Genomic DNA, 17,036 nt, shown 5'->3' with positions numbered 1-17,036 from the left:
GTGTGCTATGGATCTTTGCAACAGCAATGACATCAGGGCCCTGCTGGGCCGACACGGGTTCCGTTTCTCCAAGAGCATGGGCCAGAACTTTCTTATCGAGGGCTGGGTACCCCGGGACATTGCCGACGCCTCCGGCGCCGACGGGGACTGCGGGGTGCTGGAGATCGGCCCGGGCATCGGCCCCCTCACCGTCCAGCTGGCCCGGCGGGCGGGTAAGGTGGCGGCGGTGGAACTGGACCGCTCCCTCCTGCCCATCCTGGCCGAGACCCTGGCCCCCTATGACAACGTAACCGTCATTCCCGGGGATGTGATGAAGCTGGATCTGTCCGGCCTGGCCGCGGAGCAGTTCCCAGGCCTCATCCCCATGGCCTGCGCCAACCTGCCCTATAACATCACCACTCCGGTGCTCACCGCCCTCATTGAGGCAAACTGCTTTGCCGCCATCACGGTGATGATCCAGCGGGAGGTGGCCCTGCGCATCTGCGCTTCTCCCGGCACCGCCGACTACGGGGCCTTTTCGGTGTTCTGCCAGTACCACACCCAGCCGGAATTTCTCTTTGAGGTGCCCCCGGAGTGTTTCCTCCCCGCCCCCAAGGTAACCTCGGCGGTAATCAGGCTGGTCCCCCGGAAGGAGCCTCCTCAGGATCTGGTGGATGATGCCTTCTTCTTCCAGGTAGTGAAAGCCGCCTTTGCCCAGCGGCGCAAAACGCTGCTCAACGGCCTGACCTCCGCCTTTGGGGACAGGCTGAGCCGGGACCAGTTACGGCAGGCCATCGCCGGCGCTGGATTGCCGGAAACCATTCGGGGAGAAAGGCTTGGCATCCCGGAGTTTGCTGCCCTGGCCCGAGCCCTTCGGGCTTTGGGGGCCTGAACGTCCCGGCTGGCCACAAGCTGATTTGAAACCGTCCGAAAAGAGAATTGCAAAATTGTCCATGCCAGAGAATTGACTTTGGCTCCAATCCTGTGTATGATTATGGTCATAGCATTGACAGCTTCCGGGGCTTGACCGCCCCTGAGAGATCACTACGGGAAAAGAGGTCATGTATTATGGCAAATATTGATTTGAGTCAATACGGCATCACCGGCGTTACCGAGATTATCCACAACCCCTCCTATGAGTTCCTGTTCCAGGAGGAGACCCGCCCCGATCTGGAGGGCTATGACAAGGGTCAGGTCACCGAGCTGGGCGCCGTTAACGTCATGACCGGCATCTACACCGGCCGTTCCCCCAAGGATAAGTTTATTGTTATGGACGAGAACTCCAAGGACACCGTGTGGTGGACCTCCGACGAGTTCAAGAACGACAACAAGCCCGCTTCTCAGGAGGCCTGGAGCGCCTGTAAGGAGCTGGCCATTAAGGAGCTGTCCAACAAGAAGCTGTACGTGATGGACGTGTTCTGCGGTACCAACAAGGATACCCGCATGGCTATCCGCTTCATCATGGAGGTGGCCTGGCAGGCTCACTTCGTGAAGAACATGTTCATCCAGCCCACTGCCGAGGAGCTGGAGAACTTCAAGCCTGACTTCATCTCCTACAATGCCTCCAAGGCCAAGGTGGAGAATTACAAGGAGCTGGGCCTCAACTCCGAGACTGCTGTCGTCTTCAACATCACCTCCCGTGAGCAGGTCATCCTGAACACCTGGTACGGCGGCGAGATGAAGAAGGGCATGTTCTCCATGATGAACTACTACCTGCCTCTCAAGGGCATGGCCTCCATGCACTGCTCCGCCAACACCGATATGAACGGCGAAAACACCGCCCTGTTCTTCGGTCTGTCCGGCACTGGCAAGACTACCCTGTCCACCGATCCCAAGCGTCTGCTCATCGGCGATGACGAGCACGGTTGGGACGACAACGGCGTGTTTAACTTCGAGGGCGGCTGCTACGCCAAGGTCATCAACCTGGATAAGGAGTCTGAGCCCGACATCTACAACGCCATCAAGCGCAACGCCCTGCTGGAGAACGTCACCGTGGACGCTGAGGGCCGCTGCGACTTCAACGACGGCTCTGTTACCGAAAACACCCGTGTCTCCTACCCCATCGACCACATTGAGAAGATCGTGCGTCCCGTCTCCGCCGGCCCCGACGCCAAGAACGTGATCTTCCTGTCCGCCGACGCCTTCGGCGTGCTGCCTCCCGTGTCCATCCTGACCCCGGAGCAGACCGAGTACTACTTCCTGTCCGGCTTCACCTCCAAGCTGGCCGGCACCGAGCGGGGCATCACTGAGCCCACCCCCACCTTCTCCGCCTGCTTCGGCCAGGCCTTCCTGGAGCTCCACCCCACAAAGTACGGCGAGGAGCTGGTGAAGAAGATGCAGAAGAGCGGCGCCAAGGCCTATCTGGTGAACACCGGCTGGAACGGCACCGGCAAGCGCATCTCCATCAAGGATACCCGGGGCATCATCGACGCCATTCTGGACGGTTCCATCCTGAAGGCGGAGACCAAGACCATCCCCTACTTCAACTTTGAAGTGCCCACCGCCCTGCCCGGTGTGGATACCAACATCCTGGACCCCCGGAACACCTACTCCGACCCCACTGAGTGGGACACCAAGGCCAAGGATCTGGCCACCCGCTTCGTGAAGAACTTTGCCAAGTACACCAGCAACGACGCCGGCAAAGCCCTGGTGGCCGCCGGACCCAAGGTGGACTAAGCCCCCAAGTACATAGGTTCCAAGGGCCTGCTGCGGCGCACGCGGCAGGCCTTTTCTCTTATCCCCTCATCTCCGCCCTGCGCGTTGTGCACAAATATACACCCCGTCCTATTGGTGTAGAATGTACAAAAATTTATACATAATGGTCATCCATCCTGGAATTTCTCTTCTAAAAATGCTAAAATAGCATCAAAAGAAAGGAGGGATCCCATGTTCCAGGTGGGAGATCTGATCGTTTACAGCGGCAGCGGCGTCTGCCGGGTGATGGCAGTGGGACAGCAGACCGCCCGTACCGGCACCCAGCGGACCTACTACACCCTACGCCCCCTCCAGGGCACCGAGATTATCTACGCTCCGGTGGACTCCTCTGTATCCATGCGCCCCGCCCTTACCAGGGGGGAGGCCGACGCCCTCATCCGCCGTCTGCCCACCATTCAAGCGGCCGCCGTCACCGGGACCAATGCGCAACTGCTGAATCACAGCTACCAGGCTCTTTTTCAGTCCAACAGCTGTACCGACCTGGTAGGACTGTTGAAGTGCATCCACGGCAAGGACATCGCCGCCCGGAAACAAGGCAAGCGCCCTGGCAAGGTGGAGGAACGCTACCGCAAGCGGGCGGAGGAGCTGCTGTATGGAGAGCTGTCGGCAGCATTAGAGTTGCCGGTGGAGGAGATTCCAAATTATATCCGCCACCGGCTGGGAGAGCAGACCGAGGCGGGCTAAGCACCATTATCAGGACCTCCTTTTTGCGCATAGTATGGGCAAAAGGAGGTCTTGCTATGCCCATCATTTACCTTTCTCCTTCCACCCAGGAGAACAACCTGTATGTCAGCGGAGGCACTGAAGAGGAGTGGATGAACCGCCTGGCCGACGCCATGGAGCCCTACCTCACCGCCTCCGGCATCCGCTATTCCCGCAATACCCCGGACATGACTGCCGCCTCCTCTATCCGGGCCTCCAACGCCGGGACCTACGACCTCCACCTGGCCCTCCACTCCAATGCCGCCCCGGAAGGGATCTACGGCCAGGTGCGGGGGGTGCTGGTCTTTTACTATCCCGGTTCTACCCAGGGGAAGCGGGCGGCAGAGCTCATCGCCAACGGCCTGAAAACCATCTATCCCCTGCCCAACAAGGTGCGGGCGGAACCTACCACCACCATCGGCGAGGTAAAGCAGGTGCGCGCCCCCGCCGTCTTTCTGGAGTTGGGCTACCACGACAACCCAGACGACGCTGCCTGGGTTAAGGGCAACCTGGATGCCATCGCCCGTAACCTGGTACTCTCTCTCACCGAGTTTTTCGGCCTGCCCTTCCTGGAGCCCCAGAACCCCCGCCCCGCCGTGGTGGACGTAAACTGGGGATACCTAAACCTGCGGGACCGCCCCTCCGTCAACGCCCCGGTTCTGGCCCGGGCCTACGACGGAACGGCCCTGACGGTGCTCAATCAGTGGGAAGAATGGTATGTAGTGCGGTTGGACGGTCTGGTGGGCTGGGCCAACGAGCGGTACATCACCCTGCTGTAGCTGGCGTTGTTCACAAATCATTCACACTAAGTTCCAAAACGGTTCATCACTTCCCACAGAAACATGGTATGATAAATAGCGTCAGGACGAAAGATAACAAACAAAACTCCTCCTCTCTCTTCTCTCTTTTCAAGCACCAACACACTGTCTCTCCGCGGGGCGGCAAGGGTCCCCCGCGGAGTTGACAGACAAACGGGACGCGTCTCCGCCGGAGGCGCTTTTTTGCTGTGTAAAGGCATAGCAAAAAATATAATGTGCCCTTTTCCCCCTCCGGGACAACCGAAAATGATGCATAAAAACTTCATACGCAAGGCTTTCGCATCCATCGTGTGCGCTGCAATACGCATGAAGTTTCATGCCCTGGTATGGGCTCTCACAGATGAGGGCATACTTTCCTTGCCTGTATCCACAGGCGGGAGGTGAAGCATGGCATACGTAGATCCCTTTGTCCGGCCCCAGTTCGACGCCCTGCCCTTCTGTGTTCAGGAGGGCATCTTGGCCATGGGCACCCGGCTGGAGACCGGCGCCGACCTGGCCGGCTGCCTGGCCCGGTTGGCTTCCAGACGGCGGCAGGAAAATTTTTTTGGAAAATTCTAAATTTCCTCTTGCATTCTGTCATGAGCTGTGGTAGTATAATTAAGCTGTCAGCGAGAGATGATTTCCTGACATGCGGCTGTAGCTCAGTTGGATAGAGTGTTTGGCTACGAACCAAAAGGTCGGGGGTTCGAATCCCTTCAGCCGTACCAAAAGCGCGCCTGCGATAGCGGGTGCGTTTTTATTTTCTCAATGTTTTGGTTTATAAAGCAAAGCCTTACCGCAACAGAAAGCGGCAAGGCTTTGCTTTATATATCTTTGTATCAATGTTCAGGACAACAGACCGGAGGCCTTGCTCTCCCGCCCCAGCCGTCCACACAGCAGAACGCCCCCCAGCAGCAGCACTGGAAACACAATGGCCATCAGGATACCCACCCGCAGGTCATCCCCGAAAAGACTGGATATCGCCCCCACCAAAGTAGGACCTCCACCGCAGCCCAGGTCCCCGCCCAGGGCCAGCAAAGCAAACATGGCAGTGCCTCCCCTGGGCAGTGCGGCCGCCGCCTTGCTGAAGCTGCCCGGCCACATACAGCCCACCGACAGGCCGCACAGCCCGCAGGCCACCAGACTGAGCTGGGGGATGGGCAGCAGGGAGATCCCCAGGTAGGACGCCACACACAGCACGCTGCTGGAGATCATAAACCTGTCCAGGGGGATGCGCTCGCCGTACTTTCCGTAAAAAGCCCGGGACAGCCCCATGAGGATGGCAAAGAGCATGGGGCCTGCCAGGTCCCCCATGGTCTTGGAGATGCCCAGTCCCTGCTCGGCAAAGGTGGAGGCCCACTGGGCCACCGCCTGCTCGCTGGCCCCGGCGCACACCATCATCACCATCAGCACCCAGAACACCTTCAGGCGGAAGAGATCCCGCACCCGCAGCCCCTGCTCCCCCTCGTCCAGCAGAGAGGCGATGGGCACCCGGGTAAACACCAGAGCGTTACCCAGTGGGATAAGGGCCCACAGCAAGGCCAGCACCCGCCAGTTCTCCACACCAAAGAGCTGGAAAAACAGCGTGGAGAAGAATACCACCCCTACGTGGCCCCAGCAATAGAAGGAGTGGAGCAGGCTCATGGTCCTTTCCTTGTTGTCCGATGGACAGGCCTCCACCATGGGACTTACCAACACCTCCAGCAGTCCGCCACCCACAGCGTATACCGTCACCGCCGCCAGGATGCCTGCGAAAGGGTCGGGCAGTAAGTCCGGGAGCACAGCCAGCAGGGCGAGCCCTCCGGCGGACAGCAGATGGGCCAGCACCATGGCAGCCCGGTAGCCGATCCGGTCCACAAATTTTACTGATACCAGATCCACCAACAGCTGCACTCCAAAGTTGAAGGTCACCAGCAGCGTGATCTGGGCCAGAGGGATATGATAGCTCTTCTGAAAGGTGAGAAACAGCAGGGGCGCAAAATTATTCACAACCGCCTGCACGATATACCCCACAAAGCAGGCCCGGATGGTCTTTTCATACGAGGGTCTCATAGAACCCCTCCCTTCCGGAGGTGATTATACCATAGTTCGCCGGGAATGTCACCGGAAAGCAGCTCAAAAATCTCCTGAGGATTGTAGCATACTTATCATTCTTTTTTCTTCAAATTATGGTATGATAGACAAGACAATTTATCTGCGCGGCCCCCAGGCCGTTTTCAGGATAGAGATCCATCACACAGGAGGAATCAATATGCGCAGCGACAACGTGACAAAGGGCGTGGAGCGCGCCCCCAACCGCTCCCTCTTCTACGCTCTGGGCTACACCAAGGAGGAGTTGGAGCGCCCTCTCATCGGCGTGGTGTGCTCCTATAACGAGATCGTCCCCGGCCATATGAACCTGGATAAGATCGCTGAGGCCGTCAAGGCCGGTGTCCGTGCCGCCGGCGGCACCCCGGTGGAGTTCCCCGCCATCGCCGTGTGCGACGGCATTGCCATGGGTCACATCGGCATGAAATATTCTCTGGTCACCCGGGACCTCATCGCCGACTCCACCGAGGCAATGGCCCTGGCCCACCAGTTTGATGGTCTGGTCATGATCCCCAACTGCGACAAGAACGTGCCCGGCCTTCTGATGGCCGCCGCCCGGGTGAACATCCCCACCATCTTCTGCTCCGGCGGCCCTATGCTGGCCGGTCGGCTCAACGACGGTCGCCGCTCCTGCCTCTCCCACATGTTTGAGGCGGTAGGCGCCTACAAGGCGGGCAAGCTGGACGAGGCCGGCGTGGAGGACTACGAGAACAACGCCTGCCCCACCTGCGGCTCCTGCTCCGGCATGTACACCGCCAACTCCATGAACTGCCTTACCGAGGCCATTGGCATGGGTCTGCGGGGCAACGGTACCATTCCCGCCGTGTGGTCCGCCCGGCTGCGGCTTGCCAAACACGCCGGCATGCAGATCATGGAGCTGGTGAAGCGGAATATCCGGCCCCGTGACATCATGACCCCCGCCGCCTTCCACAACGCTGAGACGGTGGACATGGCCTTGGGCTGCTCCACCAACACCATGCTCCACCTGCCCGCCATCGCCCATGAGTGCGGCATTGAGCTGGATCTTGACATGTCCAACGAGATCTCCTCTAAGACCCCCAACCTGTGTCACCTGGCGCCCGCCGGCGACACCTATATGGAGGATCTGGAAGGGGCTGGCGGCGTGTACGCCGTGATGAAGGAGCTGACCAAGAAGGGCCTGCTGGACACCTCTGTCATGACCTGCACCGGCAAGACCCTGGAGGAGAACCTGGAGGGCGTGGTCAACCGCAACCCCGAGCTCATCCGCCCCATTGAAAATCCCTACTCCCAGGACGGCGGCATCGCCGTGCTCAAGGGCAACCTGGCCCCTGAGGGCTGCGTGGTGAAGCGTTCCGCCGTGGCTTCTGAGATGATGACCCACACCGGCCCCGCCCGGGTGTTTGACAGCGAGGACGAGGCCATCGCCGCCATCTATGAGGGCAAGATCGTCTCCGGCGACGTGGTGGTCATCCGGTACGAGGGCCCCAAGGGCGGCCCCGGCATGCGGGAGATGCTCAACCCCACCTCCGCCATCTGCGGCATGGGCTTGGGTGAGTCTGTGGCACTCATCACCGACGGCCGGTTCTCCGGCGCAACCCGGGGAGCCTCCATCGGCCACGTGGCCCCTGAGGCCGCCCTGGGCGGCCCTATCGCCTTCGTGGAGGAAGGGGACATTATCTCCATTGATATTCCCAGCTGCTCCATCACCTTGCAGGTGGACGAGGCCACCCTGGCGGCCCGCAAGGCCAAGTGGGTTTGTCCGGAACCCAAGGTCAAGACCGGCTATCTGGCCCGGTACGCCAAGCTGGTCACCTCTGCCGCCCGGGGTGCGGTACTGGAGTAATCAATCTGTCCCAAACGCGGGACGGCGCAAGCCGTCCCGCGTTTTCTTCCGTTGGACATAAAAAACGGCTGCCGTATGGCAGCCGTTTTTTATGTCTAACTATCCAATCAGTCCAGGGGCTTCATGGTGGGGAAGAGGATCACGTCCCGGATGGAGTCGGAATCGGTGAGCAGCATGACCGCCCGGTCGATGCCGATGCCCATGCCACCCGTGGGCGGCAGGCCGTACTCCAGGGCGTTGATAAAGTCCTCGTCCATCATGCCGGCCTCATCGTTGCCCATGTCACGGAGCGCCAGCTCATGCTCGAAGCGGCCCCGCTGGTCGATGGGGTCGTTGAGCTCGGAGAAGGCGTTGGCAAACTCACAGTGGTTGATGAACAGCTCGAAGCGCTCGGTGAGGCGGGGATCCTTGGGAGAGCGCTTGGTCAGCGGGGAGACCTCCACCGGGTACATGGTGATGAAGGTGGGCTGCACCAGCTTCTCCTCCACCCGCTGGTCAAAGGCCTCATACAGGGCGGTGCCCCAGGTGCGCTCGCAGCCCTCCATGTCGATGCCCTTGGCCTCCACGGCCTTGCAGGCCTCCTCGTCGTCGGAGATGGCGTCAAAGTCCACGCCCACGTACTGCTTGACCGCGTCGATCATGGTCAGGCGGGGCCAGCCGGGGGTCAGGTCGATGTCCACCCCCAGCCAGTTGACGTGATAGGACCCCAGGATCTCCTGGGCGGCGGTGGACAGGATGCCCTCGGCGATGTCCATCATGTCGTGGAAGTCGGCGTAGGCCTCGTAGAGCTCGATGGTGGTGAACTCCGGGTTGTGCTTGGGATCCATGCCCTCGTTGCGGAAGATGCGGCCGATCTCATACACCCGCTCAAAGCCGCCCACGGTGAGCCGCTTCAGGTTCAGCTCGGTGGCGATGCGCATATACATGTCGATATCCAGGGTGTTGTGGTGGGTAATGAAGGGCCGGGCGGTGGCGCCGCCGGAGATGGTGTTCAGGACGGGGGTCTCCACCTCCAGGTAGTCCCGGTCATCCAGATACTTGCGCACATGCTTGATGAAGGCGGTGCGGATCTGGAAGGTGCGGCGCACGTCCTCGTTCATGATGAGGTCCACGTACCGCTGGCGGTAGCGGGTCTCCTTGTCGGTCAGGCCGTGGAACTTCTCAGGCAGGGGCTGGAGAGACTTGGAGAGGAGCGTCACGCTGTGGGCCTTCACGGAGATCTCGCCCCGCTTGGTCTTGAAGACCTCCCCTTCCACGCCCACGATGTCGCCGATGTCCAGCTTCTTGAACTTGGCGAAGGCCTCCTCACCCAGCTCGTCGATGCGGACATACAGCTGGATACGGCCCTTCACATCCTGCAGATCGCAGAACACGGCCTTGCCCATGCCACGCTTGGACATGATGCGGCCGGCGATGGAGGTCTCAGTGCCCTCCAGGGCCTCAAAGTTCTCCTTGATATCGGCGGAGTGGTGCTTCACCACATACTTGGTGATGTGAAAGGGATCCTGGCCCGCGTCCTGAAGCTCCTTGAGCTTGGCACGGCGAATCAGGCGCTGCTCGGACAGGTTCTGCTGCTCCTCAGTCTGGTTGACGCTTCTCTCTTCAGTACTCATCGTTCTTGCTCCTTACTTTTGAATCTCTAGGATACGATACCTTAATACGCCGGCGGGAGCCTCGACCTGGACCTCCTCGCCCACCGCTCTGCCCAGCAGAGCCTTGCCAAAGGGAGAATCCTCGGAAATGCGGCCGTTCATAGGATCAGCCTCCTGGGAACCTACCACCTGATAGGTCTCCTCCTCCTCAAATTCCAGATCCAGCACCTTGACGCTGGAGCCCAGGCGGACGGAATTGGGATCGCTCTCGTGCTCCTCGATGACCACGTAGTTGGCCAGGATGTTCTCCACCTCCGCAATGCGGGAGTAGAGCTTACCCTGCTCGTTCTTGGCCTCATCGTACTCGCTGTTTTCCGACAGATCTCCGAAGGAGCGGGCCTCCTTGATCTGATCTGCCACCTCTTTTTCCCGCACCGTTTTCAGATAGGTGAGCTCCTGTTTCAGTTCCTCCAGGCGCTCGGCGCTCAGTTTGTATTCCTTTGCCATGTCGATCGTGCACACCTTTCTTGTTTGCATTGCGATATTGATAAGGGCCCGTTCCAGGGCCTCCGGCAAATTCAGAACGGAAACACTCCGCCACGTTAATACGATATTATATGTACTTTCCCCCCTCCTGTCAAGTCAATTGTCCGGGACGGGGTGGTAAAAAAGTCACCTGCTCCGTATCCAGCTGTCCCGCCTCCCACAGCAGCGCCAGCAGGGGCAGCCGCGCCAGGCCGGCGGGCAGTCTGGCTCCCCGGACCACCGGCACAAAGCCTGCCAGATCCGGCCTGGGACCGTAGAGGCGGAAGGTCACACCGCCCCCGGCGCATCCCGGCCCGAAGGCCAGCGATATATCCGGACACATCCCATCCGGCGGCTCCACTCCCGCGCCAAACTCCAGCCGAAGCCACTGGGCCAGTTCCTCTCCCGCTTCTCCCGCGTCCACCGCCAAGCGGCGCACTCTGGGGCACAAAAGCTCCGCTGCCTGGACCAGCGCGGGGGTCACCCGGGGCGCTGTCAGCAACACCGCCGCCCGCTCCGGGGCTTTGTCCCGCCAGGTAAGGGCGGCCAGCGTCAGGGGCTCCGCCAGCGTCTGGGTAAAGGTCTCCGGCTCCACCGGCCGCAGGCCGGCCCCCTCCAGTACCTCCCAGTAAGGAAAGTCCTCCGCCGTCAGTACCCGCCGTGTCCCTGCCCGTACCAGGGCCGCCGCGCCCCTCCTCACCTGTCGGAGCAGCCGCTTCTCCTTCCAACCCACCCGGACCGGCACTGTAACCGCCGCCCACCGCAGGCCCAGCATCCGCCGCTCCTCCAATTTCGGCCGTCCCCGGCCCTCTTCCAGCTCCAGGATCCCTACCATGCGTCGCTCACCCCGGCTACAGCCTATGCGCTTCCCCTCCGGTTATGCGGCCCCTTGTTTTGTTCTTTACAAAGCCTTACCGGGATTTTTCACTTCTTTACCTGGGCATGATAGCAGCGGCGTAAGTCCTCAGGTATGATATGCCCGTCTCTTGAAAAGAGGAACCTGACAACTGTTTTGGAGGAATCATTGTATGAACTGGAAGCGACCCCTTGCCCTCTCTCTGGCCGTCCTCTCCCTGGGCGGCTCCCTGACCGCCTGCGGCAACACCCCCGCCGGCTCCACTCCCTCTCCCTCCGCCCAGCCTGTGGTGGAGTCCCCCGCGGCGGAGTCCCCTGCGGTAAACACCAGCGGCGAAAAGAGCCCCAAATACGTATTCCTGTTTGTGGGCGACGGCATGAGCTATCCCCAGATCCAGTCCACCGCCGACTTCCTGGGCGCCCTGGAGGATGACGACTACTGGCAGGCCGCCCCCAGCCTGGACGACAATGGCGGCGCCATCCTGGACGGTCCCTCCTATCTGAATTTTATGAATTTTGAAGCCGCCGGCTCCGCCGTCACCTATGACTCCAACAGCTTCTGCCCCGACTCGGCCTCCACCGCCACCTCCATTTCCACCGGCCACAAGACCTACTCGGGCACCATCAACATGGACGAAACCGGCTCTACCGCCTACGAGACCATTGCCGAGAAGGTCCACGACCAGTTGGGCATGAGCGTGGGGGTCATCTCCTCTGTGAACCTGAACCACGCCACCCCCGCCGCCTTCTACGCCCACCAGGCCAGCCGCAACGACTACTACGAGATCGGCCTGGAGCTGGTGGAGTCCGGCTTTGAGTACTTCTCCGGCGGCGGCCTGCTGAAGCCCACAGGCGCCGAGGAGGATCAGGAGGATCTGTACACCCTGGCGGAGCAGGCGGGCTACACTGTGGTCAAGACCCAGGCCGAGGCGGAAGCCGTCACCGAGGGCCCCGTCATCATCGTCGACGAGCATCTGGCCGACGGGGACGCCATGGCCTATGAGCTGGACCGCACCGACGACATGTGGTCCCTGGCTGACCACGTGAAAAAGGGCATTGAAGTACTGGAGAAGGACGAGGATGGCTTCTTCATGATGTGCGAGGGCGGCAAGATCGACTGGGCCTGCCATGCCAACGACGCCGCCTCCACCATCCACGACACCCAGGCCCTGGCTGACGCGGTGCAGGTAGCCATCGACTTTGCCGCCGAGCATCCCGATGAGACCCTCATCCTGGTCACCGGCGACCACGAGACCGGCGGCCTGACCATCGGCTTCGCCGGCACCGATTACGACACGTACCTGGACCTGTTGGAGGCCCAGAAGATCTCCTTCGCCAAGTTCGACAGCGATTATGTAGCGGCCTACAAGGAGAACAAGACCTCCTTTGAAGATGTGCTTAAGGACGTGGAGGAGCTCTTCGGCCTGAAGGCCCAGGGCGAGGAGGGGGACAAGCTGGTGCTCACCCCCTACGAGCTGAGCCAGCTCAAGACCGCCTATGAAAAGAGCGTCAACGAGACCGACACCGGCATGGACGAGCAGCAGGAATATGTGCTCTACGGCACCTACGAGCCCCTGTCCGTTACCATTACCCACATTATCAACAACAAGTCCGGTGTGTCCTTTACCTCCTACAGCCACACCGGTCTGCCGGTTGCCGTGCTGGCCCAGGGCGTCAACGCTCAGGTATTTAACGGCTACTACGACAACACCGAGATCTTCCACAAGCTGGCCGATATGCTCAACGTGGCCTGAGTTTCCCTTCTCTCTCCGCCGCGGCCCCGCCCAAAAGGCGGGGCCGCGGTAATCTTGTACAAAGAGGTATCACTATGAAATTACCTTCCATCTCCTGGTCGGTCCGCTACCACGCCCCCGTGCTGGTGTGTCTGCTGGCCATCGCACTTTTATGGTTTCTGCCTACTGGGTACGAGGGGGCTCTGCTCTACCAGGAGGCCGAACGATGCACCGCCCAAGTGGTGGCCACCGACGATTCCGCCATCATTGACACCGGTCTGGTCCGCTCGGGGGAGCAACGCTGTACCCTGAAGCTTCTGAACGGGGCCTTTGCCGGCCAGACTGTCACCGGGGTCAATATGCTCAACGGCTCCCTGGAGCAGGACAAGCTGTATGTCCCTGGGGATCAGGCCCTGGTGGTGGTAAGCCACGACGGGGATATCATTACCAACGTCACCATGTCCGATCACTACCGGCTGGGCTGGGAGGGGGTGCTGGCCGCTCTCTTCGCTCTCTTCCTCATTCTCTTCGCCGGGCGCACCGGGATCCGTGCCATCGCCTCCTTTGCCCTGACGGTGCTTACCCTGTGGAAGGTGCTGGTGCCGCTCTACCTAAAGGGGTTCAACCCCATCTGGGTGGGGCTGGTCATCACCCTGTTCCTCACCGTGCTCATCATCGCCCTGGTGTACGGCTTTGACCGCCGGTGCGCCGCCGCCGTGTCCGGGGCCTGTCTGGGTGTCCTGGTGACCTGCGTGCTGGGCCTTGTGTTCACCAACCTGTTTCAGATCCACGGGGCTGTGATGGCCTACTCGGAGAGTCTGCTGTACGCCGGCTACCAGCACCTGAACCTGACCCAGATCTTCATGGCCTCCATTTTCATCGGGGCCTCCGGGGCAGTGATGGACCTGAGCGTGGACATCACCTCGGCTGTGTACGAGGTGGTGGAGAAACGGCCCGACATCTCCCGATGGGAGGCTGCCCGCTCAGGGATGAACGTGGGCCGGGCCGCCATGGGCACCATGACCACCACCCTGCTGCTGGCCTACTCCGGGGGCTATGTGGCCCTGCTGATGGTGTTCATGGCCCAGGGCACCCCGGTGGACAACATCCTCAACTATAAATATGTGGCCTCGGAAATCATCCACACGGTGGTGGGCTCCTTCGGCCTGGTCACCGTGGCCCCCTTTACCGCCCTCACCAGCGGCTTTCTGCTGGCGGGCCGGGGGGAACGGCAGGCCCTGCCCCAGGCGGAATGATCCGCCTGCTTTTTCGTTCCGCTCTTGCTTTTTTTCGCCGCAGGAGTTACAATATGGTTTCGTATCAAAGAGAAGGAGTGAAAGACTATGCCAGAAGAGCTGAAAGCCACCATGACGCAGAACTTCATCCATGATTTCATCGACGAGGACATCGCCCAGGGTGGTCAGTTCCAAGGCATGACCGTCCACACCCGGTTCCCGCCGGAGCCCAACGGCTACCTGCACATCGGCCATGCCAAAGCCATCTTCATCGACTTCGGCACCGCCGAGAAGTACGGCGGCCTGTGCAACCTGCGCATGGACGACACCAACCCCACCAAGGAGGACGTGGAGTACGTGGAGGCCATCCAGGAGGACATCCACTGGCTGGGCTACGACTGGGGCGACCGCTTTTTCTACGCCTCGGATTACTTTGAAAAGATGTATGAGTACGCCGTGGAGCTGATCAAGAAGGGCCTGGCCTATGTGTGTGAGCTCACCCCCGAGCAGTTCCGGGAGTACCGCGGCGACGTGAACACCCCCGCCCGATCCCCCTACCGGGACCGGCCTATCGAGGAGTCCCTGGACCTGTTCGCCCGGATGCGGGCGGGCGAGTTCCCCAACGGGGCCATGACCCTCCGGGCCAAGATCGACCTGGCCAGCGGCAACTTCAACATGCGGGACCCGGTGATCTACCGCATCAACCACATGCACCACCACCGCCAGGGGGACAAGTGGTGCATCTACCCCATGTACGACTTCGCCCACCCCCTGGAGGACGCCCTGGAGGGGATCACCCACTCCCTCTGCTCCCTGGAGTTTGAGGATCACCGGCCCCTGTACGACTGGGTCATCGCCAACTGCCCCGTGCCCGCCAAGCCCCGGCAGATCGAGTTTGCCCGACTGGGCATCAACTACACCGTCATGAGCAAGCGCAAGCTCCGCCAGCTGGTGGAGGAGGGCCGGGTGTCCGGCTGGGACGACCCCCGGATGCCCACCCTGTGCGGCCTGCGCCGCCGGGGCTACACCCCCCGGGCCATCCGCAGCTTCTCCGAGCGCAACGGCGTGAGCAAGGCGGCCTCCACTGTGGAGTTTGCCTTCCTGGAACACTGCCTGCGGGAAGACCTGAACCTCACCGCCCAGCGGGTGATGGCGGTGCTCCGCCCCATCAAGTTGACCATCACCAACTACCCCGAGGGCCAGAGCGAGACCTTCTCCGTGGAAAACAACCCCAATGACCCCGCCGCTGGTAGCCGGGAGATCACCTTCTCCCGCACCCTGTATGTGGAGGCCGAGGACTTCCTGGAGACCCCGGTGCCCAAGTACAAGCGGCTTTATCCCGACGGACCCGAGTGCCGCCTGAAGGGCGCCTATCTCATCCGCTGCACCGGCTGCGCCAAGGATGAGAACGGCAATATCACCGAGATCTTCGCCACCTATGACCCGGAGAGCCGGGGGGGCGACCCCGCCGACGGCCGCAAGGTGAAGGGGGCCACCATCCACTGGGTGGACGCCGCCACCGCCGTGGACGCCGAGGTCCGGCTGTATGACAACCTGTTCACCGACGCCGATCCCGACGCCGGGGACAAGAACTTTCTGGACTGCCTGAACCCCAACTCCCTGGAGATCCTGTCCAACGCCAAGGTGGAGGCCGGCCTGGCCAATGTGGAGGCACCCGCCTCCTTCCAGTTCCTGCGGCAGGGCTACTTCTGCGCCGACAACAAGGACAGCGCCCCCGGCCACCTGGTGTTCAACCGGTCTGTGAGCCTGAAGGATTCCTTTAAATTTTAAATGACCGGCGGGCGGCCACAAGGCCGCCCGCCCTTTTGATGGAGGGAAAGGACATGAAATACTGGTTCCGCAACGACTACTCCTTCGGGGCCCACCCCAAGGTGCTGGAGGCGGTGTGCGCCGCCAACCTGGAGGGCAACATCGGCTACGGCGACGACAAGTACACCGACCGGGCCAAGGACCGCATCCGGGAGGTGTGCGGCTGCCCCGACGCCATGGTGGAGTTCCTGGCGGGAGGCACCCAGACCAACGTGGTGGCCTGCGCCTTCCTGCTCAAGCCCTGGGAGGCCGCCATCTGCCCCCACTCCGGCCACCTGAACGGCCATGAGGTAGGGGCCTTCGAGGCCACCGGCCACAAGATCCTCACCGTGGAGGCCGACGCCGACGGCAAGATTGCCCCCGACCAGCTGGTCCCCCTGCTGGAGCTCCACAAGGACCCCCACCTGACCAAGCCGGGGCTGGTGTACATCTCCAACGCCACCGAGAACGGGGCGGTATACACCAAGGCGGAGCTCACCGCCCTGTCGGAATTCTGCCATGCCAACGGCCTGTATCTCTTTGTGGACGGGGCCCGGCTGGGATGCGCTCTGGCCTCCGACGCCAACGACATGACCCTGCCCGAGTTTGCCGCCCTGTGCGATGCCTTCTACATCGGCGGCACCAAAAACGGCGCCATGTTCGGCGAGGCCCTGGTCATTACCCGGCCCGAGCTCACCGACGGTTTCTTCCGCATGAAAAAGCGGCTGGGGGCCGTCATGGAAAAGGGCTGGATCCAGGGGGCCCAGTTCCTGGCCCTCTTTGAGGACGACCTGTACTTCAAGATGGGCCGCCAGGCCAACCAGATGGCCGCCCGGCTCCAGGCCGGTCTGAAAGCCAAGGGCTGGCGGCTGTGGGTGGAATCCCCCACCAACCAGGTCTTTGTCATTGCCCCCAACGACAAAAAGCCGGTGCTGGACGAGGTGTGCCAGTATGAGGACTGGTGCCCCTACGACGAGACCCACACTGTGGTTCGCTTCGTGTGCTGCTTCCACACCGGCGAGGCAGACGTGGACGGCCTGCTGGCCGCCCTTCCCAATTTGGACTAAGGATAAAGGTTGAAACATTGTAATTTAGGCACCATTCCGAAAAAAGGCGCACAAAACCCAGCCCCCTAAAAGCGGGCAAAATTGAAGTCATGCTTAAAGTCTACGCAGTAGGAG

General features: G+C 61.2%; 14 protein-coding genes and 1 tRNA gene. 11 read left to right on the top strand and 4 right to left on the bottom strand.

Features of this window, described 5'->3' with window-relative positions; translation table 11 throughout:
- Window positions 1-7: 7 nt before the first annotated feature.
- The 6 genes from rsmA to H6B51_RS00050 all read left to right on the top strand — a co-directional run bounded on the left by rsmA (window position 8) and on the right by H6B51_RS00050 (window position 4,921).
- Window positions 8-871, top strand: coding sequence for a 16S rRNA (adenine(1518)-N(6)/adenine(1519)-N(6))-dimethyltransferase RsmA (rsmA, locus tag H6B51_RS00075; RefSeq protein ID WP_204881737.1), 864 nt, complete (start codon window positions 8-10; stop codon window positions 869-871).
- A 176-nt stretch (window positions 872-1,047) separates the two neighbouring features.
- Entirely contained in the window at window positions 1,048-2,655 is a 1,608-nt protein-coding gene (pckA, locus tag H6B51_RS00070; RefSeq protein ID WP_204881736.1) for a phosphoenolpyruvate carboxykinase (ATP), read from the top strand.
- A 210-nt stretch (window positions 2,656-2,865) separates the two neighbouring features.
- Complete coding sequence (locus tag H6B51_RS00065) at window positions 2,866-3,378, top strand: CarD family transcriptional regulator (RefSeq protein ID WP_204881735.1); 513 nt, start codon at window positions 2,866-2,868, stop codon at window positions 3,376-3,378.
- A gap of 56 nt (window positions 3,379-3,434) precedes the next feature.
- Window positions 3,435-4,175 carry an N-acetylmuramoyl-L-alanine amidase gene (locus tag H6B51_RS00060; RefSeq protein ID WP_204881734.1) on the top strand — a complete coding sequence of 247 codons (741 nt, stop codon included), beginning with the start codon at window positions 3,435-3,437 and terminating at the stop codon, window positions 4,173-4,175.
- 426 nt (window positions 4,176-4,601) lie between these two features.
- Window positions 4,602-4,772, top strand: a complete 171-nt coding sequence (locus H6B51_RS00055) for a hypothetical protein (RefSeq protein ID WP_204881733.1) — start codon at window positions 4,602-4,604, stop codon at window positions 4,770-4,772.
- A 72-nt stretch (window positions 4,773-4,844) separates the two neighbouring features.
- A tRNA-Arg gene (locus H6B51_RS00050) sits at window positions 4,845-4,921 on the top strand.
- Window positions 4,922-5,039: 118 nt separating this feature from the next.
- On the opposite strand, the gene H6B51_RS00045 is transcribed toward H6B51_RS00050, so the two are convergent.
- Entirely contained in the window at window positions 5,040-6,245 is a 1,206-nt protein-coding gene (locus H6B51_RS00045; RefSeq protein WP_204881732.1) for an MFS transporter, read from the bottom strand.
- A 199-nt stretch (window positions 6,246-6,444) separates the two neighbouring features.
- Between H6B51_RS00045 and ilvD the strand changes: the two genes are divergently transcribed.
- Window positions 6,445-8,106 carry a dihydroxy-acid dehydratase gene (ilvD, locus tag H6B51_RS00040; RefSeq protein ID WP_204881731.1) on the top strand — a complete coding sequence of 554 codons (1,662 nt, stop codon included), beginning with the start codon at window positions 6,445-6,447 and terminating at the stop codon, window positions 8,104-8,106.
- A gap of 107 nt (window positions 8,107-8,213) precedes the next feature.
- On the opposite strand, the gene lysS is transcribed toward ilvD, so the two are convergent.
- The 3 genes from lysS to H6B51_RS00025 all read right to left on the bottom strand — a co-directional run bounded on the left by lysS (window position 8,214) and on the right by H6B51_RS00025 (window position 11,058).
- Window positions 8,214-9,719, bottom strand: a complete 1,506-nt coding sequence (gene lysS / locus H6B51_RS00035; protein ID WP_204881730.1) for a lysine--tRNA ligase — start codon at window positions 9,717-9,719, stop codon at window positions 8,214-8,216.
- Between the two features lie 12 nt (window positions 9,720-9,731).
- A complete protein-coding gene (gene greA / locus H6B51_RS00030; protein ID WP_204881729.1) occupies window positions 9,732-10,205 on the bottom strand; it encodes a transcription elongation factor GreA in 474 nt (157 codons plus the stop codon).
- 130 nt (window positions 10,206-10,335) lie between these two features.
- Window positions 10,336-11,058 carry a hypothetical protein gene (locus tag H6B51_RS00025; RefSeq protein WP_204881728.1) on the bottom strand — a complete coding sequence of 241 codons (723 nt, stop codon included), beginning with the start codon at window positions 11,056-11,058 and terminating at the stop codon, window positions 10,336-10,338.
- Between the two features lie 193 nt (window positions 11,059-11,251).
- Here H6B51_RS00025 and H6B51_RS00020 point away from each other — a divergent pair, with 193 nt between their 5' ends.
- The 4 genes from H6B51_RS00020 (at window position 11,252) to H6B51_RS00005 (ending at window position 16,922) form a co-directional block, all read left to right on the top strand.
- Window positions 11,252-12,832 (top strand): alkaline phosphatase, encoded by a 1,581-nt coding sequence (locus tag H6B51_RS00020; RefSeq protein ID WP_204881727.1) that lies wholly within the window; start codon window positions 11,252-11,254, stop codon window positions 12,830-12,832.
- Window positions 12,833-12,906: 74 nt separating this feature from the next.
- The gene (locus H6B51_RS00015) at window positions 12,907-14,067 is read left to right on the top strand and encodes a YibE/F family protein (RefSeq protein WP_204881726.1); all 1,161 of its coding nucleotides are present in this window, start codon (window positions 12,907-12,909) and stop codon (window positions 14,065-14,067) included.
- An 87-nt stretch (window positions 14,068-14,154) separates the two neighbouring features.
- A complete protein-coding gene (locus H6B51_RS00010) occupies window positions 14,155-15,837 on the top strand; it encodes a glutamine--tRNA ligase/YqeY domain fusion protein (RefSeq protein ID WP_204881725.1) in 1,683 nt (560 codons plus the stop codon).
- A 53-nt stretch (window positions 15,838-15,890) separates the two neighbouring features.
- Window positions 15,891-16,922, top strand: coding sequence for a threonine aldolase family protein (locus tag H6B51_RS00005; protein WP_204881724.1), 1,032 nt, complete (start codon window positions 15,891-15,893; stop codon window positions 16,920-16,922).
- Window positions 16,923-17,036: the final 114 nt, after the last annotated feature.

Origin of the sequence: Pseudoflavonifractor phocaeensis, assembly GCF_016901955.1 — a bacterium.
In the GTDB taxonomy this organism is placed as follows: Bacteria; Bacillota; Clostridia; order Oscillospirales; family Oscillospiraceae; genus Flavonifractor; species Flavonifractor phocaeensis_A.
The sequence above is the reverse complement of the archived record's forward strand: the minus strand, read 5'-3'. Positions and strand labels throughout refer to the sequence as shown.